Annotated in this window: 23 protein-coding genes and 1 other annotated feature; of the genes, 8 read left to right on the top strand and 15 right to left on the bottom strand. The window is 53.2% G+C overall.

Annotation, left to right across the window (positions count from 1 at the left end; genetic code table 11):
* Window positions 1–147: 147 nt before the first annotated feature.
* The 7 genes from aroH to FDW95_RS00725 all read left to right on the top strand — a co-directional run bounded on the left by aroH (window position 148) and on the right by FDW95_RS00725 (window position 7,270).
* Complete coding sequence (gene aroH / locus FDW95_RS00695; RefSeq protein WP_115258650.1) at window positions 148–1,194, top strand: 3-deoxy-7-phosphoheptulonate synthase AroH; 1,047 nt, start codon at window positions 148–150, stop codon at window positions 1,192–1,194.
* Window positions 1,195–1,372: 178 nt separating this feature from the next.
* The gene (hemP, locus tag FDW95_RS00700; RefSeq protein ID WP_115258651.1) at window positions 1,373–1,561 is read left to right on the top strand and encodes a hemin uptake protein HemP; all 189 of its coding nucleotides are present in this window, start codon (window positions 1,373–1,375) and stop codon (window positions 1,559–1,561) included.
* A 75-nt stretch (window positions 1,562–1,636) separates the two neighbouring features.
* Window positions 1,637–3,619: a TonB-dependent hemoglobin/transferrin/lactoferrin family receptor gene (locus FDW95_RS00705; RefSeq protein WP_115258652.1), complete on the top strand. Its 1,983-nt coding sequence runs from the start codon at window positions 1,637–1,639 to the stop codon at window positions 3,617–3,619.
* 46 nt (window positions 3,620–3,665) lie between these two features.
* Window positions 3,666–4,694: a ChuX/HutX family heme-like substrate-binding protein gene (locus tag FDW95_RS00710; RefSeq protein WP_115258653.1), complete on the top strand. Its 1,029-nt coding sequence runs from the start codon at window positions 3,666–3,668 to the stop codon at window positions 4,692–4,694.
* Window positions 4,691–5,512 (top strand): hemin ABC transporter substrate-binding protein, encoded by an 822-nt coding sequence (locus tag FDW95_RS00715; RefSeq protein ID WP_115258654.1) that lies wholly within the window; start codon window positions 4,691–4,693, stop codon window positions 5,510–5,512. The genes FDW95_RS00710 and FDW95_RS00715 overlap by 4 nt, the downstream gene beginning before the upstream one ends.
* Complete coding sequence (locus tag FDW95_RS00720; protein ID WP_115258655.1) at window positions 5,512–6,498, top strand: iron ABC transporter permease; 987 nt, start codon at window positions 5,512–5,514, stop codon at window positions 6,496–6,498. The genes FDW95_RS00715 and FDW95_RS00720 overlap by 1 nt, the downstream gene beginning before the upstream one ends.
* Window positions 6,491–7,270 carry a heme ABC transporter ATP-binding protein gene (locus FDW95_RS00725; RefSeq protein WP_115258656.1) on the top strand — a complete coding sequence of 260 codons (780 nt, stop codon included), beginning with the start codon at window positions 6,491–6,493 and terminating at the stop codon, window positions 7,268–7,270. Before FDW95_RS00720 ends, FDW95_RS00725 begins: the two co-directional genes overlap by 8 nt.
* On the opposite strand, the gene selO is transcribed toward FDW95_RS00725, so the two are convergent.
* From selO to thrS, 14 genes are all read right to left on the bottom strand, one after another.
* Window positions 7,267–8,709 (bottom strand): protein adenylyltransferase SelO, encoded by a 1,443-nt coding sequence (gene selO / locus FDW95_RS00730; RefSeq protein ID WP_115258657.1) that lies wholly within the window; start codon window positions 8,707–8,709, stop codon window positions 7,267–7,269. The genes FDW95_RS00725 and selO overlap by 4 nt on opposite strands.
* Before the next feature lie 61 nt (window positions 8,710–8,770).
* Window positions 8,771–9,484: an EAL domain-containing protein gene (locus FDW95_RS00735; RefSeq protein WP_115258658.1), complete on the bottom strand. Its 714-nt coding sequence runs from the start codon at window positions 9,482–9,484 to the stop codon at window positions 8,771–8,773.
* Window positions 9,485–9,802: 318 nt separating this feature from the next.
* Window positions 9,803–10,267, bottom strand: coding sequence for an NlpC/P60 family protein (locus tag FDW95_RS00740; protein ID WP_096757248.1), 465 nt, complete (start codon window positions 10,265–10,267; stop codon window positions 9,803–9,805).
* A 77-nt stretch (window positions 10,268–10,344) separates the two neighbouring features.
* A complete protein-coding gene (btuD, locus tag FDW95_RS00745; protein ID WP_115258659.1) occupies window positions 10,345–11,094 on the bottom strand; it encodes a vitamin B12 ABC transporter ATP-binding protein BtuD in 750 nt (249 codons plus the stop codon).
* The gene (locus FDW95_RS00750; RefSeq protein WP_115258660.1) at window positions 11,094–11,645 is read right to left on the bottom strand and encodes a glutathione peroxidase; all 552 of its coding nucleotides are present in this window, start codon (window positions 11,643–11,645) and stop codon (window positions 11,094–11,096) included. Before FDW95_RS00750 ends, btuD begins: the two co-directional genes overlap by 1 nt.
* Window positions 11,646–11,711: 66 nt before the next feature.
* On the bottom strand, window positions 11,712–12,692 hold the full coding sequence (gene btuC / locus FDW95_RS00755; RefSeq protein WP_096757251.1) for a vitamin B12 ABC transporter permease BtuC: 981 nt from the start codon (window positions 12,690–12,692) through the stop codon (window positions 11,712–11,714).
* 279 nt (window positions 12,693–12,971) lie between these two features.
* Complete coding sequence (gene ihfA / locus FDW95_RS00760; protein WP_003030571.1) at window positions 12,972–13,271, bottom strand: integration host factor subunit alpha; 300 nt, start codon at window positions 13,269–13,271, stop codon at window positions 12,972–12,974.
* Window positions 13,272–13,275: 4 nt separating this feature from the next.
* Complete coding sequence (gene pheT / locus FDW95_RS00765; protein WP_115258661.1) at window positions 13,276–15,663, bottom strand: phenylalanine--tRNA ligase subunit beta; 2,388 nt, start codon at window positions 15,661–15,663, stop codon at window positions 13,276–13,278.
* Between the two features lie 15 nt (window positions 15,664–15,678).
* The gene (gene pheS / locus FDW95_RS00770; protein ID WP_045442121.1) at window positions 15,679–16,662 is read right to left on the bottom strand and encodes a phenylalanine--tRNA ligase subunit alpha; all 984 of its coding nucleotides are present in this window, start codon (window positions 16,660–16,662) and stop codon (window positions 15,679–15,681) included.
* Between the two features lie 125 nt (window positions 16,663–16,787).
* Window positions 16,788–16,912: a sequence feature (Phe leader region), on the bottom strand.
* Window positions 16,863–16,907, bottom strand: coding sequence for a pheST operon leader peptide PheM (pheM, locus tag FDW95_RS00775; RefSeq protein ID WP_001386830.1), 45 nt, complete (start codon window positions 16,905–16,907; stop codon window positions 16,863–16,865). It overlaps the preceding feature by 45 nt.
* A gap of 120 nt (window positions 16,913–17,032) precedes the next feature.
* Complete coding sequence (gene rplT, locus FDW95_RS00780) at window positions 17,033–17,389, bottom strand: 50S ribosomal protein L20 (protein ID WP_003030578.1); 357 nt, start codon at window positions 17,387–17,389, stop codon at window positions 17,033–17,035.
* Between the two features lie 55 nt (window positions 17,390–17,444).
* On the bottom strand, window positions 17,445–17,642 hold the full coding sequence (gene rpmI, locus FDW95_RS00785) for a 50S ribosomal protein L35 (RefSeq protein ID WP_003030583.1): 198 nt from the start codon (window positions 17,640–17,642) through the stop codon (window positions 17,445–17,447).
* A 96-nt stretch (window positions 17,643–17,738) separates the two neighbouring features.
* Window positions 17,739–18,281, bottom strand: a complete 543-nt coding sequence (gene infC / locus FDW95_RS00790; protein ID WP_071830666.1) for a translation initiation factor IF-3 — start codon at window positions 18,279–18,281, stop codon at window positions 17,739–17,741.
* Between the two features lie 3 nt (window positions 18,282–18,284).
* On the bottom strand, window positions 18,285–20,213 hold the full coding sequence (gene thrS / locus FDW95_RS00795; RefSeq protein ID WP_137363383.1) for a threonine--tRNA ligase: 1,929 nt from the start codon (window positions 20,211–20,213) through the stop codon (window positions 18,285–18,287).
* A gap of 305 nt (window positions 20,214–20,518) precedes the next feature.
* Between thrS and yniD the strand changes: the two genes are divergently transcribed.
* On the top strand, window positions 20,519–20,626 hold the full coding sequence (gene yniD / locus FDW95_RS00800; RefSeq protein ID WP_096757254.1) for a small membrane protein YniD: 108 nt from the start codon (window positions 20,519–20,521) through the stop codon (window positions 20,624–20,626).
* Between the two features lie 186 nt (window positions 20,627–20,812).
* Here the strand turns inward: yniD and FDW95_RS00805 are convergent, their stop codons facing one another.
* A complete protein-coding gene (locus FDW95_RS00805) occupies window positions 20,813–21,046 on the bottom strand; it encodes a hypothetical protein (protein WP_096757255.1) in 234 nt (77 codons plus the stop codon).
* Between the last annotated feature and the right edge of the window lie 113 nt (window positions 21,047–21,159).

The raw sequence follows: 21,159 nt of genomic DNA on the forward strand, positions 1-21,159 counted from the left end.
TGTAATGGTTCATTTTTTGTTAGCATAAACTTTGGCTTGCGAGGTGTGACACGCCTCGCACTTGAAATCAGCAGGGATTGGTTTATCGTGATGCGCATCACTTCCCGGTAGTCCTGCCGTTGAAGCAACAAATTTCTGAGACACGTAATGAACCGAACTGATGAACTCCGTACTGCGCGTATTGACAATCTGGTCACTCCCGCTGAGCTGGCGCAACGGCATCCTGTGTCGTCCTCTGTCGCTCATCACGTGACGGATTCCCGACGCCGGATAGAAAAAATACTGAATGGCGAAGATCCTCGTTTGCTGGTGATCGTGGGTCCCTGCTCGATTCACGACCTCGATGCGGCCCTGGAGTACGCCACGCGCTTGCAGACGCTGCGCACCCAACACCAGGCACGCCTGGAAATCGTGATGCGGACCTATTTTGAAAAACCGCGCACCGTCGTCGGCTGGAAAGGCTTAATTTCCGACCCGGACCTGAACGGCAGCTACCGCGTTAACCACGGCATTGAGCTGGCGCGTAAACTCCTGCTACAGGTCAACGAGCTGGTGGTCCCTACGGCCACCGAATTCCTCGATATGGTCACCGGCCAGTTTATTGCCGATCTGATCAGCTGGGGCGCTATCGGCGCACGTACTACCGAAAGCCAGATCCACCGTGAAATGGCCTCTGCGCTGTCCTGCCCGGTTGGGTTTAAAAACGGGACGGATGGTAATACGCGTATCGCCGTCGATGCGATTCGCGCTTCCCGCGCCAGCCATATGTTCCTCTCACCGGATAAAACCGGTCAGATGACCATCTATCAGACCAGCGGCAACCCGTACGGGCATATCATCATGCGCGGTGGTAAAAAGCCGAATTACTTTGCAGAAGATATTGCCGCCGCCTGCGATACGCTGCATGAATTTTCGCTGCCGGAGCATCTGGTCGTCGATTTCAGCCACGGCAATTGCCAGAAGCAGCATCGCCGCCAGCTGGAAGTGTGTGATGACGTCTGTCAGCAAATTCGCAATGGCTCAACGGCCATTGCCGGGATTATGGCAGAAAGTTTCCTGCGCGAAGGGACACAAAAAATCGTCAGCGGTCAGCCGCTGGTCTACGGTCAGTCCATAACCGACCCCTGCCTGAATTGGGAAGATACCGAACTGCTGGTCGAAAAACTCGCGGCTGCGGTGGATAGCCGCTTCTAACTTTTTCGCCGGGTAGCATATGTTACCCGGTGACAATCCCTTGTTTTCCTCCTGTTTTTTCCTCTTTTTTGCTCAAAAATCGCTCTCGTCACAATTTTTTCACAAAAAGGCTTGCCGCAAATTTTTACTTTGATGATAATGATTATCATTGTTACATTGATTGTTATTTTTAAACACTATGTCACGTATGGATAACACAACGGCAACGCCTGCAAAAAAGAAGACACCACCCCCTACCCCCGTCGCTGAGCGTCGAATTGACAGCAAAAGCCTGCTGGGCAATGAGGGACGTGTGATCATTGAGCATGACGGGCAGCATTACCTGCTGCGCCAGACACATGCCGGAAAACTAATTTTAACGAAATAACCCCACACATTTCGCCAGCCACCCAGGTTATCCCCAGGCAGCCAGCGCTTTTCGAGTTTCTAATGGAGAGTTGCTATGCCTTACCTGCACACCGCGAGGATGCGCCCATCGCTGCTGGCGCTGGCGATCGTCTGCAGTCTTCCTGGCGCCGCCTACGCGGCGGTTGAAGACATGACCGTTACCGCGACCGGCAATGCTCGCAGCGCCTTTGAAGCACCGATGATGGTCAGCGTCATCGACGCGACGGCTCCGGAAAATCAAACCGCCAGCTCCGCTGCAGACCTGCTGCGCAGGGTCCCCGGCCTGACTCTTGACGGCACCGGTCGCACCAACGGCCAGGACGTCAATCTGCGCGGCTACGACCGACGCGGCGTGCTGGTACTGGTTGACGGCGTCCGTCAAGGCACTGACACCGGACACCTCAACAGCACCTTCCTCGATCCTGCCCTCATCAAGCGTATTGAAGTGGTGCGCGGCCCGTCCGCGCTGCTGTACGGCAGCGGCGCGCTGGGCGGCGTCATTGCCTATGAGACGGCGAATGCCAGCGATCTACTGGGTGCGGGAAAAAACAGCGGGTATCGCGTGTTCGGTACCGCTGCCACGGGGGATCACAGCCTCGGGATGGGTGCCAGCACGTATGGCCGCACCGATACGCTGGACGGACTGCTGTCCTGGTCCAGCCGTGACCGGGGTGACCTCCGTCAGAGTAACGGCACCACAGCGCCGAACGACGAAGCGATTAATAATATGCTGGCGAAAGGCAGCTGGAAAATTGACAACGCCCAGACGTTGGCCGGCTCACTGCGCTATTACAACAACGATGCACGGGAACCTAAAAACCCGCAGGCCAGTGACGCTGACAGCAGCAATCCAATGACCGACCGTTCGACGATCCAGCGCGATGCCCAACTGACCTACTCGGTAGCCCCGGCGGATAATAACTGGCTGAATGCCGATGCGCGCATTTACTGGTCTGAAGCGCGCATTAACGCACAAAACCCGGATGCCACCGGCGAGTTTCGTAAGCAAACCACCACAGGTGGGAAGATTGACAACCGTACGCGCCTGTTTAGCGACACCTTTGCCGCGCATCTGCTGACATATGGCGGCGAGTACTATCGTCAGGAGCAAAAACCAGCGGGAGCCACTACCGGTTTCCCACAGGCGAAAATTGATTTCAGCTCCGGCTGGCTACAGGACGAAATCACCCTGCGTGACCTGCCGGTGACCTTGCTGGGCGGCACGCGTTATGACTCTTATCGCGGTAGCAGCGACGGTTACGCAGATGTCGATGCCGATAAATGGTCGTCCCGCGCAGGAATGACCGTAACCCCAACCGACTGGCTGATGCTGTTTGGATCTTACGCCCAGGCCTTCCGTGCGCCAACCATGGGCGAAATGTACAACGATGCAAAACACTTCTCCATCGGTCGCTTCTACACCAACTACTGGGTACCTAATCCGAATCTGCGCCCGGAAACCAACGAAACGCAGGAGTATGGTTTTGGTCTGCGCTTTGACGATTTGCTGCTGGCGAACGATGCCCTTGAATTTAAAGCCAGCTATTTTGACACGAAAGCGAAAGACTATATCTCCACCCGCGTCGATTTCGCCGCCGCAACGACGATGTCCTACAACGTTGCTAACGCCAAAATCTGGGGCTGGGACGTGATGACAACTTATTCCACCGATCTGTTCAGCCTGGATCTGGCCTATAACCGCACGCGCGGCAAAGACACCGACACCGGTGAATATATTTCCAGCATTAACCCGGACACCGTCACCAGCAAGCTAAACGTGCCTGTCGCGCACAGCGGTTTCTCAGTTGGCTGGCTCGGTACCTTTGCCGACCGTTCAACCCATATCAGCAACAGCTACACTAAACAGCCCGGCTATGCGGTCAACGACTTCTATGTCAGCTACCAAGGGCAGCAGGCGCTGAAAGGCATGACCACCACGCTGGTGCTGGGTAACGCCTTTGACAAAGCGTACTGGTCGCCGCAGGGCATTCCACAAGATGGACGCAACGGCAAAATTTTCGTGAGTTATCAGTGGTAATCACTTTGCCCCGGACACCGGGGCAGCAATCGGAAAGGAAGAGGCAATGAATTACTACACCCGCTGGCTGGAACTGAAAAATGAACATCCTGGCAAATACGCCCGTGACATCGCAGGTCTGCTGCATATCAGCGAAGCTGAACTGACCTTTGCGCGCGTTGGTCATGACGCCTGGCGCCTGCGCGGCGAGGTGCGCGAGATCCTCAGTGCACTGGAGGCCGTGGGCGAAACCAAATGCATTTGTCGCAATGAATACGCGGTGCATGAAGTTATTGGCGCGTTTACGAATCAACACCTGAACGGCCATGCTGGGCTCATTCTGAATCCGCGCGCCCTCGATCTGCGCCTGTTCTTGAATCAATGGGCCAGCGCATTTCACATCAGCGAGAACACAGCTCACGGCGAGCGCCAGAGCATCCAGTTTTTCGATAGTCAGGGCGACGCGTTGCTAAAGGTCTACACCACGCAGCATACCGATATTGCTGCCTGGGGCTCGCTGCTGACCCGTTTCATCTTTGCGGAAAACCCACCGCTGATGCTGCAAACACTCGAAACCGCCGTTTCTGGCGTTAACGCAGATGCTACGGCGGTAGATGCAGAGTGGCGCGCCATGACCGATGTGCACCAGTTTTTTGGCCTGCTGAAACGCCACAACCTAACCCGTCAGCAGGCCTTTCGCCTGGTGGGTGACGATCTGGCCTGCAAAGTGGCGAACAGTGCGGTGGCCCAATTGCTGGAAACTGCACGTCAGGATGGCAACGAAATTATGGTATTTGTCGGCAACCGCGGCTGCGTGCAGATTTTTACCGGCGTGGTAGAAAAATTGGTGCCAATGAAAGGCTGGCTGAATATTTTCAACCCGACCTTTACGCTGCATCTGCTGGAAGAGACCGTCGCCGAGACGTGGGTCACGCGTAAGCCGACCGCTGACGGTCACGTCACCAGCCTGGAACTGTTTGCAGCAGACGGTACGCAAATCGCCCAGCTGTATGGGCAGCGTACGGAGGGCGAGCCAGAACAGAAGCAATGGCGTACGCAAATCGACGCGTTAGCACCGAAAGGGCTGGCCGCATGAAGATACTGTGGGTCCTGATGGCGTTTCTGCCGCTGACGGCTCAGGCCGCGCCCGAAGAGAAAGTGGTCGCCCTCGGCGGTGACGTGACAGAGATTGTCTTCGCGCTGGGCGCGCAGTCATCCCTTGTGGCGCGGGATAGCACCAGCCAGTGGCCGGCGGCGGCAACGGCATTGCCGGACGTGGGCTATTTACGTCAGCTCAATGCCGAAGGGATCCTGGCCACCCGCCCTACGCTGGTTTTGGTCAGCGCGCAGGCGCAGCCCTCATTGGTGCTTGAACAGCTCAAGCAAAGTCAGGTCAACGTTGTTACGGTGCCGGCAGGTAATGCGCTTAGCGTGATTGATGAGAAAGTCCGGGTGATTGCACAGGCAACCCATCGTCAGGCTCAAGGCGAGGCGCTACGCCAAACCCTACGCCAGGCGCTGGCTGAACTGCCCTCCTCGGAACTCAACAAACGCGTGCTGTTCATTCTCAATCACGGCGGAATGACCGCCATGGCGGCCGGACAGCAAACCGGAGCCGATGCAGCCATTCGTGCCGCAGGTTTGCGCAACGCTATGCAAGGGTTTACCCGTTACCAACCCTTGTCTCAAGAAGGAGTGATTGCCAGTCAGCCCGATCTGGTGGTGATTTCCCAAGACGGCGTCAACGCGATGGGGGGTGAAGATAATCTGTGGACGCTGCCGGGACTGGCGCAAACGCCCGCTGGTCGTAATAAGCAGGTGTTGCAGATTGACGATATGGCATTGCTGGGTTTTAGCGTGCGTACGCCGCAGGCCATCCAGCAACTGCGTGCCAAAGCGGAGCAATTGCCCTGATGCCCTGGCGTATCACCTGCTCTTTGTGGATGCTGGCCGCTACGCTGGTCGTGATGACGATTGTGGCCACCGGTTTTGGCGCATTGCGTCTGCCGGTAAGCCTTTTCTGGCGCGAGGGAGATGGCGCGCTGCGTCAAATCTGGCTCACTATTCGACTACCGCGCGTGCTGCTGGCACTGGTGATTGGCGGTTCACTGGCGCTGGCGGGCTGTGTGATGCAGGGGTTGTTTCGCAATCCACTTGCCGATCCGGGCCTGTTGGGGATCAGTAGCGGAGCCGCCTGCGCCGTCGCATTGTGGGTAGTATTACCGGTCACCTTACCGGCGCTGCTGATGCTGTATGCCCCGATGCTGGCGGCATTTCTCGGCGCACTCGCCACCACCGGAGTGATTTTTATCCTCAGTCAACAGCGCGACGGTTCGCTTTCACGCCTGTTGCTGGTGGGTATTGCCATCAATGCATTGTGCGGAGCTGCGGTCGGCGTGTTGTCGTGGGTCAGCAATGATGCGCAACTGCGCCAGTTGTCGCTGTGGGGGATGGGCAGTCTGGGAACAGCGCAGTGGTCAACACTGTTGGCGGTCACTTCGCTGATGCTGCCCACGGTGCTTTTCATCTGGCGTTTAGCCCCGACGCTGAATCTGCTGCAGCTCGGAGAGGAAGACGCGCACTATCTTGGCGTGGATGTCCGTCGGGTGCAGTGCATTTTACTGCTATGCAGCGCACTGTTAGTAGCCGTCGCGGTCTGCGGCGTAATTGGTTTTATCGGTTTGGTTATCCCTCATTTGATACGCATGTGGCTTGGTAGCGATCATCGGGCGGTGATCCCAGGTTCTGTATTGGCGGGGGCATGTTTACTGTTGATCGCCGACACCCTCGCGCGAACAGCGGTTTCGCCCGCTGAGATGCCGGTGGGTCTGTTGACCAGTATTCTCGGTGCGCCGTGGTTTTTGTGGCTTATTTTTCGTCAGCGAGGTCCGCATGGCTGAACATTTCATCGCCGAAAATCTGTACTATCATGTGGCGGATCGTTCGGTGATTCGCGACGTGTCACTGACGCTGACAAAGGGTGAACTGGTGGCGTTGATCGGCCCAAATGGTGCGGGGAAGTCCACGCTGCTGCGCCTGCTGACCGGCTTTCTGACACCGACAGCCGGGCGCTGCTTACTGAACGGAAAACCGCTGAATGACTGGCGTATACAGAGTCTGTCTCGCCATCGCGCAGTCATGCGGCAACAAACACAGATAGGCTTTGACTGGCAGGTCGAAGCCGTGATCGCCATGGGGCGAGCGCCCTGGACCCAACGACCCGAACCGGCGCTTATTGCTCAGGTGATGGCGATGACCGGATGTACACCGCTAGCTGGCAGGCACTACGCCGCGCTTTCCGGCGGCGAGCAGCAACGAGTACAGCTTGCCCGTGCGCTGGCGCAGTTGTGGTGCGACGGCGCGCCGCGCGGCTGGCTATTCCTTGATGAACCTACTTCAGCGTTAGATCTCTACCACCAGCAGCAGCTGTTACGTTTGTTAACGTCGCTAACGGCTGCGGGGGAGTTACACGTATGCGTAGTCCTTCACGATCTCAATCTTGCCGCGCTGTGGGCCGACAAAATTATCTTGCTCCATGACGGACATATTGTCTCTCAGGGGACGCCAGAAGCCGTATTACAGGCCAATGAGCTGATGCGCTGGTACGGTGCCCAGCTTCACATTGGCCTGCACCCGGCTAACGCCTCGCCGCAGGTTTTTCTCGCCCGTTAGCTTGAACAACTGACTTCCAGCCGCTTACCCCAGTCTGGCGGACGGCTGACATAGTCATCATCCCTGTCGGCATACGGCGTGCGCAACGCAATGTGTAAGCGATGCAGTTCAGCGTAATCCCCCTGCTCTGCCTGGCTAATTGCCCGCTGCGCCAGCCAGTTGCGTAACACCATTGCCGGGTTGGCAGCTTTCATTTGCGCCTGTCTTACTTCGTCCGCCACGTTATCCTGTTGCAAACGTGAACGATAGCGCGCAAACCAGTCATCAAATGCTGCGCGGTCGATAAACTCATCGCGCAACGGCGAAGACGCACTATGTTGCTCCGTCTGACTCAGCATACGAAACGTTCGCGTAAAATCGCTTCTTTCCCGTGCCATCAGGCTAAACAGTTCGCTGAGCAATTCGTTATCGTTTTTTTGCTCGCTAAAGAAGCCCAACTTTTGTCGCATCCGCTGCCCATAACGGGTCAGCAGCGCCAGTTGATAGTTATCCAGCGCGTCATTGAGTGCGTCGGCCGCAATAAACGGCGACAGGGTTTGCGCCAGCCGCTGCAAATTCCACAGCGCGGCAGCCGGTTGATTATCGAAACTGTATCGCCCCTGGTGATCCGAATGATTACAGATAAAATCAGGCACATAGTCATCCAGAAAACCGAAGGGACCGTAGTCCATCGTCAGCCCCAGAATCGACATGTTGTCGGTGTTCATCACCCCGTGCGCAAACCCTACCGTCTGCCAGTCGGCAATTAAGGTCGCGGTGCGCGTGACCACGTCCTGAAACCACCGTTGATATTTATCCGCCTCGTCCTGCCAGTGCGGCCAATAATAGCGAATCGCAAAATCGGCCAGTTGACGTACTTTTTCCGGTTCACGACGATAGTAGAAGTGTTCAAAGTGACCAAAGCGCATATGACTTTGCGCTACGCGAATCAGCATCGCCCCGGCTTCTACCGTTTCGCGGTAGACCGGCGTGTCGCTGGTGACCACCGACAGCGCTCGCGTCGTGGGGATCCCGAGATAATGCATGGCTTCGCTGGCCAGACTTTCGCGGATCGTCGAACGCAGTACCGCACGCCCGTCTCCCATGCGCGAATATGGCGTAAGTCCCGCGCCTTTCAGATGCCAGTCAAGCGTCGAGCCATCGGCGAGCAGCTGTTCGCCCAGCAGGATCCCGCGTCCGTCACCCAACTGCCCTGCCCAAACACCAAACTGATGTCCGCTATAGACCTGCGCCAACGGCGACATGCCGGGAAGCAGCGTTTCACCGCCGCAAACGCCTGCGTTATTTTCACTATTAAACAACGTAGCCGGGATCCCTGATTGCTCAGCAAGCATATCGTTATGCCAAATTACGCGCGCATTTTTCAGGGGAGTAGGCGAAAGTGCCGTATAGGTTGCTGGCAATTCATCACGCCAGCGGGTGGTAAAAGACAGGGTCATAGGGCCTCCTGCCTCTAGTGTAGACTGTTAACGAACGGTTAAACACCGGCAAATGCAAGGGTTATCCTTGCATCAATGAGGTTATCTGCGCGGGTAAGACAGCTGGCCATAGCGCACCCTGCATGGCGCTGAATCCCAGGGGCAATACCCGTTCGAGCATCTCCTGCGTATCAATGCCGCTGATGATTATTGATTCGCAGTCTGGGGATATTTGTGCCTGAATGGCGCGCATAAAAGGCTCAAACGAATTTTGCGTAATACGTTGTTGAATAAAGTGTTTATCCAATACGACACGTTTGAACAGGCCATCAAAAATTGCACGCGTGGATATGCCTGGCGCGCCGAAGTTGGTCAAGACTAATGGAAATCGCGCCGCTAATGCCGCCAGTATTGGATTTTCTTTACCCTTGTTTAACTCGGGAAAACTTTCATTAATGGTTAATTCAATAAATGAAAATCGTTCAATACGCGAAGCATATTCTGCATCTAATAATAAAGTATTAGCGACTGCCGGAGTTAAATTAAGCCACGCAGAAATGTTGCGTTGAATAAAAAAATGTTGGCATGTTTCGATTAATTCGAGTTTTTCGCTAAATAAACGACGCTGCTCATCGTCCGACATCCGAGGTATGACCAACCCTGATGGCATATGCACTACGCCGTCAGGACTAACAAAATGGGTGATGATGTCTACGTATTTAAGATCGCCTCCTGCACTTCGCGCAGGAAGAAAAGAGAACTCAGAATGATAAAGATTATCCAGTGAAACTATCATTGTGCCAGCCCCGCTGCATGGGTGTAATCCGGCATCCTGTAGCAAAGGATGGAAAAATACGTCACATCAGATGCAAATTGAGGCTCTTTCATTTTTCCCTTTTTAGCCAGTAAATCGAATCCTTTTTTTTAGCTTATCCTGATTATAAGCTAATATCCAGCTTTGTACTTTTTAATAACTCGGCATAAATCATATTTTTAGCAAAATACTCTCTTAATGCACAGGGTTATTGTCAGTGCAGCAGCTGAAGTGAAAGTTGACTTTAAATGGCGATGATGGAACTGCTTCATACATGACCAGCCCCATCACCCGGGAGATTTAAATACGTCGCGCCTGCCAGAAATTTTTACGCCAGTAGACATTATCAAGCGAGGAGCGCATCACGCCACGACTGGTAGAGGCATGAATAAATTGATTATTGGTATCGTAAATACCGACGTGTAGCCCGCTTTCACCCGATCCGGTTTTAAAGAAAACCAGATCGCCTGGTAGCAATTCATCTTTATCAATTTCGGTACCAATCTTTGACTGCGTGCGCGTATCGCGTGGTAATTGCAGGTCGAATTTATCGCGCATCGTCATCAGTACAAAGCCAGAACAATCCACGCCGCTCCGGCTCATTCCTCCATAACGATAAGGTGTACCACGCCAGTGCTGTAACTGGTCGTTAAGACCGGCAATCACGGCGATAGAGTCCGATAACCGGGCATTGGGTGCGGGAGCGCGATGGCTACTGCACCCTGCCAAAAACAAAGCTGTGATAAAAAGAAGCCAAAAACGCATGCAGGACGAATCCTCTATTTTTTATTCTTGCGCCAATTTAGCGTGGAAATAATGGGGTTTTCAAGAGCCCATTTAACTTAAGTGGTTGATATGAGCATTCTGTGGCCTTCGATATCCAGACGACGGAAGTTTACGCCATAAGCCTGAGAGAGATTAGTCGGCGTCAGCACCACATCGCGCGTACCACTGGCCAGCAGCTTCCCGCGCTTGAGTAACCAGGCTTTGTGCGCATGACGCAACGTATGGTTCAGGTCATGACTGCTCATCACAATTGCAATTCCCTGCTGACAGAGTCGGCCCAATAGGCGGTCCAGCGCATTTTGTTGCGCAACATCCAGACTGTTCATCGGTTCATCTAACAGCAACAGTTGGCCGTGCGGATTAGCCTGCGGACAAATTTGCAGTATTACCGCCGCAAGACGCACCCGCTGCCATTCGCCGCCAGAAAGCTGATTCGACCCACGTCCAAGTTTATCACCCAACCCAAGCGCGTCGGCCGTCTCCTGCAGCAAATCGGTACGCGTTTTATCAGGCTGATGCAGCGTCAGAAAATGCCAAACCGGCATGGCAAACGGGGGGTTTTGTTGTTGCGCAAGATAAGCGCGATGTTGCGCCAGTTTTGCCGCAGGCCAGTCATCGAGCGGCACATCACCCAACACGATGGTTCCTTCACCGGTCGTTAACCCCGCCATCCTCGCCAGCAGCGTGCTTTTTCCTGCGCCGTTGGGTCCGACAAGGTGTAGGATCTCCCCGGCCCTTATTTCACCGGAAAGCGGGCCAAGCCGGGTCGATTCCGCCACATTCTGGAGCTGCATCAAAGGAGACATTATTTTGCCAGCGCCGCGTTGATATGTTCCACAAGGATGGGGTCTTCAGGCGTCATATCGGGTGAAAAACGCTGTAAAACCTGGCCATCGCGCCCGACTAAAAACTTCTCGAAATTCCACAGAATATCGTCCGGGTAGAGCGGCGCGCGCCCTTTGCTCGCCATGCGCGCATAAAACCCACTGTCGGCTGGAGCTACGGCGGTGGGCGCGGCGGCAATCAGCTTCTGATACAGCGGATGGCGCGCTTCGCCGTTGACATCTATTTTACTGAACATGGGGAAAGTAACGCCCCAGGTAGTACTGCACCAGGTTTTAATTTCCTCTTCACTACCGGGTTCCTGACCGAGAAACTGATTGCAGGGGAACCCCAACACGGTAAATCCCTGCTCGTGCCATGTTTTCTGCAGATTCTCCAGTTGCTCATACTGCGGCGTTAATCCACATTTTGAGGCAACATTAACAATTAACAGAACTTTTCCGGCATACGCTTGTAATGAGACGACATCTCCGTCGATAGCCGTCACTTCGGTATTGAAAATAGTGTCTTGCATAGCATCTCCAGGTGGATAGTCAGCGATCAATTTTCCGTGTTTAATCATAGTCCGAACCGCAGACGTCTAGCGCCCGGATTTTAACAATAACCAGATAAATACCGGTGCACCCATGGTTGCCGTTACCACGCCGATAGGCAGTTCAGCCGACGCCAGCACCAGACGTGCCACAACATCCGCTAACAGTAATGCAATAGCCCCCGCCAGCGCACAGCCAGGCAGCAATACGCGATGATCGGTTAATCCACACAGTCGCAGAATATGCGGGATAACCAGACCGATAAAACCAATGGCGCCAGCAAGCGCCACGCTGACCCCCACCATCCAGCCAGTGGCCACCACCAGCAGGTTCCGCCAGAACCATAAAGGCAGCCCTAGCTGGCGCGCAGACGTCTCCCCCAGCGCCAGCATATTCATCGGCTGCGACTGACAGCAAATCCACAGTAAAACGGGCAGCAGCGCGACCATCAGCCAGGCCTGCTGCCAGTCAACACCGCCAAAGCCGCCCATCATCCAGTACATTAACTGTCGCAGATCAAAAGAGGTTGAGAAGTAGATAGCCCACGTCATCAAGGCGCTACAAATAATACCCAGCGCCACGCCCGCCAGCAGCAGACGGCTGGTCGACAGGTGGCGGCGGGCAAAACGCAGAAGGATAAGCGTGATGATCAGCGCCCCGGCAATCGCGCACAGGCCCAGCGCCCAGCCGGGTAACTGGCCCTGCCCCAATAGCACCGCGGCGATGAGTCCAACGCCTGCGCCGTTAGACACGCCCAACAGGCCTGGTTCGGCTAAGGGGTTTTCGAACAGCGCCTGCATCACAGCACCGGACAGCGCCAGCGCGGCACCGACCAGCAGTACGGCCAGCGTACGAGGAAGTCGAATTTGCCAGACGAACAGATCGCCACGGGCGCTAAACCAGTTGCCGGGCGCAATCCACTGTTCGCCTGCGCACAGGCTGAGGATCGTTGCCAGCAGCATCAGCGCTGACAGAGACAATATCCAGCGTACATTTCGTCGCTGTTGTTGATGGGCGAAGGTCAGCATGTTTTCCATTCTGCTGAAAAGAGATGGGGGGATTTTACGGTGCTGATTCGGTAGTGGAAAGGAAAAAGGCCGCAGAGCGGCCTTTTTAGTTATACCCGTCATACTTCCAGCCGCATGTACGTTGGCTTTACTCGCTCACCCCAGTCACGTACTTATGTACACTCCTGGAGATTCGCTGCGTCGCCGCCTTCCTGCAACTCGAAGTATTTAGGGTATATATACGTCATGCTTTTCACTGCCGCTTTGATGGCGGCGTAAGTGACTTAGCGGAACGTCAAATCACTCTTCTTTGGGCGTTGCGTTTTCGACCCGACTTTTTAACTTCTGTCCGGGTCTGAAGGTCACCACGCGCCGTGCTGTAATGGGAATATCTTCGCCCGTTTTCGGGTTACGTCCCGGGCGTTGATTCTTATCACGCAGATCGAAGTTACCAAAACCAGAGAGTTTTACCTGCTCACCATTTTCCAGAGCACGACGGATCTCTTCGAAAAACAGCTCGACCAGTTCTTTGGCATCCCGCTTGCTAAGCCCAAGCTTATCAAACAGATATTCTGACATTTCAGCTTTTGTAAGCGCCATAGGTTCAATCCCTCAATGATGCCTGGAATCGCTCTTTTAATGCCTCTACACATTTGGCGACGGTAGCGGCAATCTCCTCTTCTTCAAGTGTACGGCTGGTATCCTGAAGGATCAGGCTGATAGCGAGGCTCTTATAACCCTCCGCAACACCCTTACCGCGGTACACGTCAAATAAGTTTACGCCAACTACCTGATTTACGCCAACTTTCTTACACTCGGATAAAATATCCGCAGCGGGAACGTTTTCTGCCACCACCACGGCGATATCACGGCGGTTCGCCGGGAAGCGAGAAACTTCACGAGCCTGAGGCACCACGCGGTCTGCGAGCTTGTTCCACTCCAGTTCAAACACTAAAGTGCGACCGTTCAGATCCAGTTTACGTTCCAGCTCAGGATGAACAACCCCAATGAAACCAATACGTTCACCTTTCAGATAAATCGCCGCAGACTGGCCCGGATGTAATGCCGGATTGGCTTCAGCTTTGAACTGAATGTCACCCAGTTTACCGGTCAGGTCGAGAACCGCTTCCAGATCGCCTTTCAGATCATAGAAATCAACGGCCTCTTTTGCCAGGTTCCAGTGTTCATCATGACGGTTGCCGCAGATCGCACCTGCCAACATCAGATCCTGACGGATCCCGAGGTTAGCCTGGGTATCGGGAACAAAACGTAAACCCGTTTCGAAAATACGCACGCGGTTCTGCTGACGGTTCTGGTTATACACCACCGTAGACAGCAAGCCGGTCCACAGGGACAAACGCATTGCCGACATGTCGATTGAGATTGGGCTTGGCAGCAACAGCGCTTCTTCACCCGGATGCAGCAGCGCCTGAACTTTCGGGTCGACGAAGCTGTAGGTGATCACTTCCTGGTAGCCTTTATCATTGAGCATGGTTTTGACACGCTTCAGCGATAAATCTGCTTCGCGATGCGTCCCCATGATCAGGCCTGCCTGAATAGGCGTATTCGGGATATTGTCATAACCGTATACGCGGGCAATTTCTTCGACCAGGTCTTCTTCAATCGACATGTCGAAACGCCAGCTCGGTGCAACCGCCAGCCACTCATCCTGGCCTTCCGTCACGTCACAACCCAGACGACGCAGAATATCGCTCACCTGCTCATCGGCAATATGATGGCCAATCAGACGATCCAGTTTGCTACGACGAAGCGTAATGGTTGCGCGTTTTGGCAGCGTGGCTTCGGTCGTCACATCGATAACCGGACCGGCTTCGCCGCCGCAGATATCAATCAGCAGACGCGTTGCACGCTCCATGGCTTTGTGCTGCAGCGCCGGATCGACGCCACGCTCATAGCGGTGAGAGGCATCGGTGTGCAGACCGTGACGACGCGCGCGACCCGTAATGGACAGCGGGCTGAAGAACGCACATTCCAGCAGGACGTTTTGCGTCTCATCATTCACACCAGAGTGCTCTCCGCCAAAGATGCCGCCCATTGCCAACGCTTTGTTGTGGTCAGCAATAACCAGCGTATCCGCATTCAGTTTTGCTTCGCTGCCGTCCAGCAATACCAGGGTCTCACCCTCTTTTGCCATACGCACAACAATTCCGCCTTCAATGCGGTCTTTGTCGAACGCATGCATCGGCTGACCCAGTTCGAGCAGTACATAGTTGGTCACATCAACCACGGCATCGATGGAACGGATCCCGCAACGACGCAGTTTCTCTTTCATCCACAGCGGCGTTGGTGCTTTAACATTAATACCTTTAACCACACGGCCCAGATAGCGCGGACAGGCGTCAACAGCTTCAACCTGGATTGGCAGCACGTCATCAACTGTCGCCGCCACAGGGACGATTTCCGGCTCAACCAGCGGGGCTTTGTTCAGTACCGCAACATCGCGTGCAACACCGATGATGCCTAAGCAGTCGGCGCGGTTCGGCGTAACGCTGATTTCGATAGTGTTATCGTCAAGCTTCAGGTATTCGCGGATATCGGTGCCAATCGGCGCATCCGCCGGCAGTTCGATAATCCCGTTATGATCATCGGAAATACCCAGCTCAGAGAACGAGCACAGCATCCCTTCTGACGGCTCACCGCGCAGTTTGGCGGCTTTAATCTTGAAATCGCCCGGCAGAACGGCACCGATGGTCGCCACGGCGACTCTTAATCCCTGACGGCAGTTAGGTGCGCCACAGACGATATCCAGCAGACGATCGCCGCCCACATTAACTTTGGTGACACGCAGTTTGTCTGCGTTCGGGTGCTGGCCGCACTCAACCACTTCACCGACCACTACGCCGTTAAATTCACCGGCAACGGCTTCAACGCCGTCGACCTCGAGGCCCGCCATGGTGATCTGGTTTGACAGCGCATCGCTATCAATTGCCGGGTTTACCCATTCGCGTAACCACAGTTCACTGAATTTCATTGTTTTATCCTGCCTTTATTTAAACTGTTTGAGGAAACGCAGATCGTTTTCGAAGAAAGAACGCAGATCGGTGACGCCGTAACGCAGCATGGTCAGACGCTCCATACCCATACCGAAGGCAAAGCCTGAGTAGATTTCTGGGTCGATACCAACGTTACGCAGCACGTTCGGGTGGACCATACCGCAGCCCAGCACTTCCAGCCATTTGCCATTTTTTCCCATTACGTCAACTTCCGCAGAAGGCTCAGTGAACGGGAAATAGGAAGGACGGAAACGTACCTGCAGATCCTCTTCAAAGAAGTTACGCAGGAAATCGTGCAGCGTGCCTTTCAGGTTGGTGAAGTTGATGTTGGTATCAACAATCAAGCCTTCCATCTGATGGAACATCGGGGTGTGCGTCTGATCGTAGTCGTTACGATACACGCGGCCCGGTGCGATAATGCGGATTGGCGGCTGTTTTTCTTTCATGGTGCGGATCTGCACGCCAGAGGTCTGGGTACGCAGCAGGCGCGTGGCGTCAAACCAGAACGTGTCGTGGTCAGCACGCGCCGGGTGATGGCCTGGAATATTCAGCGCATCGAAGTTGTGGTAGTCATCTTCGATTTCCGGTCCCGTCGCCACGGTAAATCCGAGCTCACCGAAGAAGCTTTCAATCCTGTCGATGGTACGTGTGACCGGATGCAACCCGCCGTTTTCAATACGACGGCCCGGCAGGGAGATATCAATGGTTTCTTCTGCCAGACGTGCATTCAGCGCAGCATTTTCTAAATCAGCTTTACGCGCGTTCAGCGCCTGCTGTACCTGCTCTTTGGCTTCATTGATAACCGCACCTGCTGCCGGACGCTCTTCAGGCGGCAGTTCGCGCAGGGTTGTCATTTGCAGGGTCAAATGCCCTTTCTTTCCCAAATATTCGACGCGGACATTGTCTAATGCGGCAACATCTGAAGCCTGGTTAATGGCGGCCGTTGCACTGGCAACCAGCTCTGCGAGATGTGACATGGTTTTCCTCGTTGTGTGGCGATATTCATATGTCGCTCATATATACACAAAATCATTCAAGTTGCATCCAGGCGGCAAGAGAGCAAAATGCAGCCAATACAGGGGCCGCTTGAAGGATTACGTGTATAAAAAAAGCCTCCACCAGGGAGGCTCTTAGGCGCTGTTTTCCGTTTCTTCTTTCACGCGCTAGCCTCCCGGATTCAGGTGCTAAAGTAAAAAAAGAAGCGGAAAATAGCAGCATTCATGCTTGCGTTACCTTATGTAGTAAAAACCGGACAACCTTTATTGAAAAGGCTTACGGGTGAATTGTCAACTAATTGATTACGCTACAAATAAAAGAGAGGGAGCCAGGCTCCCTCTTTTCACCGGCTTATGCCAGAGCTGCTTTCGCTTTTTCAACCAGAGCGGTGAACGCTACTTTGTCGAATACTGCGATGTCAGCCAGGATCTTACGGTCGATTTCAACAGAGGCTTTTTTCAGGCCGTTGATGAATTTGCTGTAAGAAATACCGTTCTGACGTGCTGCTGCGTTGATACGCGCAATCCACAGTTGACGGAACTGACGCTTTTTCTGACGACGGTCACGATAAGCGTACTGACCAGCTTTGATAACAGCCTGGAAGGCAACGCGGTATACGCGAGAACGCGCACCGTAGTAGCCTTTAGCTTGTTTCAAAATTTTCTTGTGACGTGCACGGGCAACTACACCACGTTTTACGCGAGCCATATGTGCTCTCCTGTATCTATATTCTTAGTAAAAAAATTAATTAAACGTTAACGGCTTATGCGTACGGCAGGCACGCGATAACCAGACCCAGATCGCCTTTAGACACGAGGCCTTTTGGACGCAGGTGACGTTTACGCTTAGTAGATTTTTTGGTCAGAATATGACGCAGGTTTGCGTGCTTACGCTTAAATCCACCACCACCGGTTTTTTTGAAGCGCTTAGCAGCACCGCGTACGGTCTTAATTTTTGGCATTTTAATAACTTCCACTTCGCATTGTTAATAAACGAAACATAGGCGAACAAAACCTGCGAAGCCCGTAGGCTCCACAGGAATTGCTACTTGAAGGCCTTACTGTTTCTTCTTAGGAGCGAGCACCATGATCATCTGGCGGCCTTCGATCTTCGTAGGGAAGGATTCGACCACTGCCAGTTCACTCAGATCGTCACGGACGCGCGTAAGCACTTCCATACCGATCTGTTGGTGAGCCATCTCACGGCCGCGGAAACGCAGCGTGATCTTAGCTTTATCACCCTCTTCCAGAAAGCGTACCAGGCTGCGGAGTTTTACCTGGTAATCGCCATCGTCGGTGCCAGGACGGAATTTAATTTCCTTAACCTGGATAACTTTTTGCTTTTTCTTCTGTTCCTTAGAAGATTTACTCTTTTCATAAAGGAACTTGCCGTAGTCCATAATACGACAAACTGGCGGTTCGGCGTTAGGGCTGATTTCAACTAAATCTACTCCAGCTTCTTCAGCTTTTTCGATAGCTTCTCTCAGACTCACAATACCCAAAGCTTCGCCTTCCAGACCTGTTAAGCGAACTTCCAGGGCGCGAATCTCGCCATTGATACGATTCGGACGTGCCGTTTGAACTCGTTTTCCGCCTTTAATACCTTATTCCTCCAGTTGTTGAAGACTGCGGCTGCGAATCTCTTGTTGCAGCTTCTCGATAACTTCACTTACGTCCAGGCTGCCCAAGTCTTTGCCACGACGGGTACGCACGGCAACTTTGCCTGCTTCTACCTCTTTGTCGCCACAGACCAACATGTAAGGGACACGACGTAAAGTGTGCTCGCGGATTTTAAAGCCAATCTTCTCATTTCTCAAGTCTGCTTTTACACGAATACCCGCATTTTGTAGTTTCTGCGTTAATTCGTTGACGTATTCAGACTGCGAATCGGTAATATTCATGACCACAACCTGAACCGGCGCAAGCCAGGTCGGGAAGAAGCCAGCGAACTCTTCGGTCAGGATACCAATGAAACGTTCCATTGACCCAAGAATCGCGCGGTGAATCATTACCGGTACCTGACGCTCGTTGTTTTCGCCAACATAAGAGGCGCTCAGACGAGACGGCAGAGAGAAGTCCAGCTGTACAGTACCGCACTGCCATGCGCGATCGAGGCAGTCATACAGGGTAAATTCAATTTTCGGACCGTAGAATGCGCCTTCACCCAGTTGGAACTCAAACGGGATGTTGTTTTCTTCCAGCGCAACCGCTAAGTCCGCTTCAGCACGGTCCCACATTTCATCGCTACCGATACGTTTCTCGGGGCGAGTGGACAGTTTGACGACGATTTTCTCGAAGCCAAAGGTGCTGTACATATCGTAGACCATACGAATGCAGGCGTTAACTTCATCACGAATCTGCTCTTCGGTACAGAAGATATGCGCATCATCTTGAGTGAAGCCACGTACGCGCATCAGACCGTGCAGCGCACCTGACGGTTCGTTACGGTGACAGCTACCAAATTCCGCCATACGCAGCGGCAGGTCGCGATACGATTTCAGACCCTGATTGAAGATCTGAACGTGGCCTGGGCAGTTCATTGGCTTGATGCAGTATTCACGGTTCTCTGAAGAGGTGGTGAACATCGCATCCTTGTAGTTGTCCCAGTGCCCTGTTTTTTCCCACAGCACACGGTCCATCATGAACGGGCCTTTCACTTCCTGATACTGGTATTCTTTCAGTTTCGAACGAACGAAAACTTCCAGTTCACGGAAAATTGTCCAGCCATCGTTATGCCAGAACACCATACCTGGCGCTTCTTCCTGCATATGATACAGGTCAAGCTGCTTACCAATTTTACGGTGGTCGCGTTTAGCCGCTTCTTCCAGACGTTGCAGGTAGGCACTCAGCGCTTTTTTATCGGCCCATGCAGTACCATAAATGCGCTGCAGCATCTTGTTGTTGCTGTCGCCGCGCCAGTATACCCCAGCGGTCTTCATCAGTTTGAAGTGATGACAGAAACGCATGTTCGGCACGTGCGGGCCACGGCACATATCGACGTATTCTTCATGATGATACAAGCCAGGCTTGTCATCATGGGCAATATTTTCATCAAGGATAGAGACTTTATAGGTCTCGCCACGCTTCACGAACGTTTCACGCGCTTCGTACCAGCTGACTTTCTTCTTAATGACATCGTAGTTTTTCTCAGCGAGCTCGTGCATCCGCTTTTCGAGCGCGTCGACGTCTTCCTGGGTTAACGTACGGTCAAGATCGATATCGTAGTAAAAGCCGTTGTCAACAACCGGTCCGATCGCCATTTTGGTGTGCGGCCAGAGTTGTTTGATCGCGTGCCCTAACAGGTGCGCACAGGAGTGACGAATGATCTCCAGACCTTCATCATCCTTAGCGGTAATGATGGAGAGTTTCGCATCCTGTTCAATCAGATCGGAAGCATCAACCAGCTCACCGTTTACACGGCCAGCGATAGTGGCTTTCGCCAGACCTGGACCGATGTCCAGCGCAACATCCATGGGACTTACAGCGTGGTCGTAATGGCGTTGGCTGCCATCAGGAAGAGTAATAACAGGCATGTTATATCCTTATTTGCAGTGGTGCCCCACACGTAAGAGCACATACAAAGTTTCACTATTTAAAATTTATCAAAAAGGTGTGGGCTGATTCCCGCTTCACTCTGCGAAATATGTCACGCATTACCTGACTGGCAACGCTGTAACCTACACCCGCTTTTTGATAACACCGCCTGACAGTGTACACGGCATTACGGGTCGTTCAAAGCGACAATCAACGCGCCATCTATGATGTAAATCAATTCACTGGCGCCCTGCCGTCTTTGTTACACTATGCGGTAATCATTGTTACTGACCAGGAAAGAACCATGCCAAAAAATCGCTTTGCCAAAAAACACTGGAAAATGGTTGTGGTACTGCTCGTCATTTGCGCGGCAATGCTGATGTTAAGGTGGGCAGCAATGATTTGGGGTTGAACCGTCACGCCGTTAATAAATGGTACTTTGCGTTATTTCGCGATGTACACAGATGCATCCAATAAATTAAAAAAGATATTTCAATATTACTTTACTGTTTATGACAAAATAAAAACCGGTACATCAATATCCGGTTTTTTCATTACGATATTTGGCTGAATAGACGTCTGGACACTGATGAAGATATTAAGACCATTCGCCAGCAACCAGGGTATGAACATTAAACGCATCATTCATACTTTGGCCAGTTGACTGGGAACCAGGAGCGATATTTGAACCTGCTTCCACATCAGAGGCATGCGTGATGCCAACTTGTGTCGTGTTATCAGACGGTGCGTTGGTGACCGGAACGGCTGCAAACACGCCGAAGGACAGCGCAGAAAGCACGATGACAGCAGCCGTCGCTTTGATATTTTTCATAGGTATCTTCTCTTACTTGAATTAATGCTAAGGTCTGAAGGCGATTAATTGCCTGTAGGTAAGAGTGTAGATCTGGCTCACACTTTTTCCTAGGGAAGGTGCGAACAAGTTCC

It is taken from the genome of Citrobacter sp. wls718 (genome assembly GCF_005280945.1).
Lineage (GTDB): Bacteria > Pseudomonadota > Gammaproteobacteria > Enterobacterales > Enterobacteriaceae > Citrobacter > Citrobacter gillenii.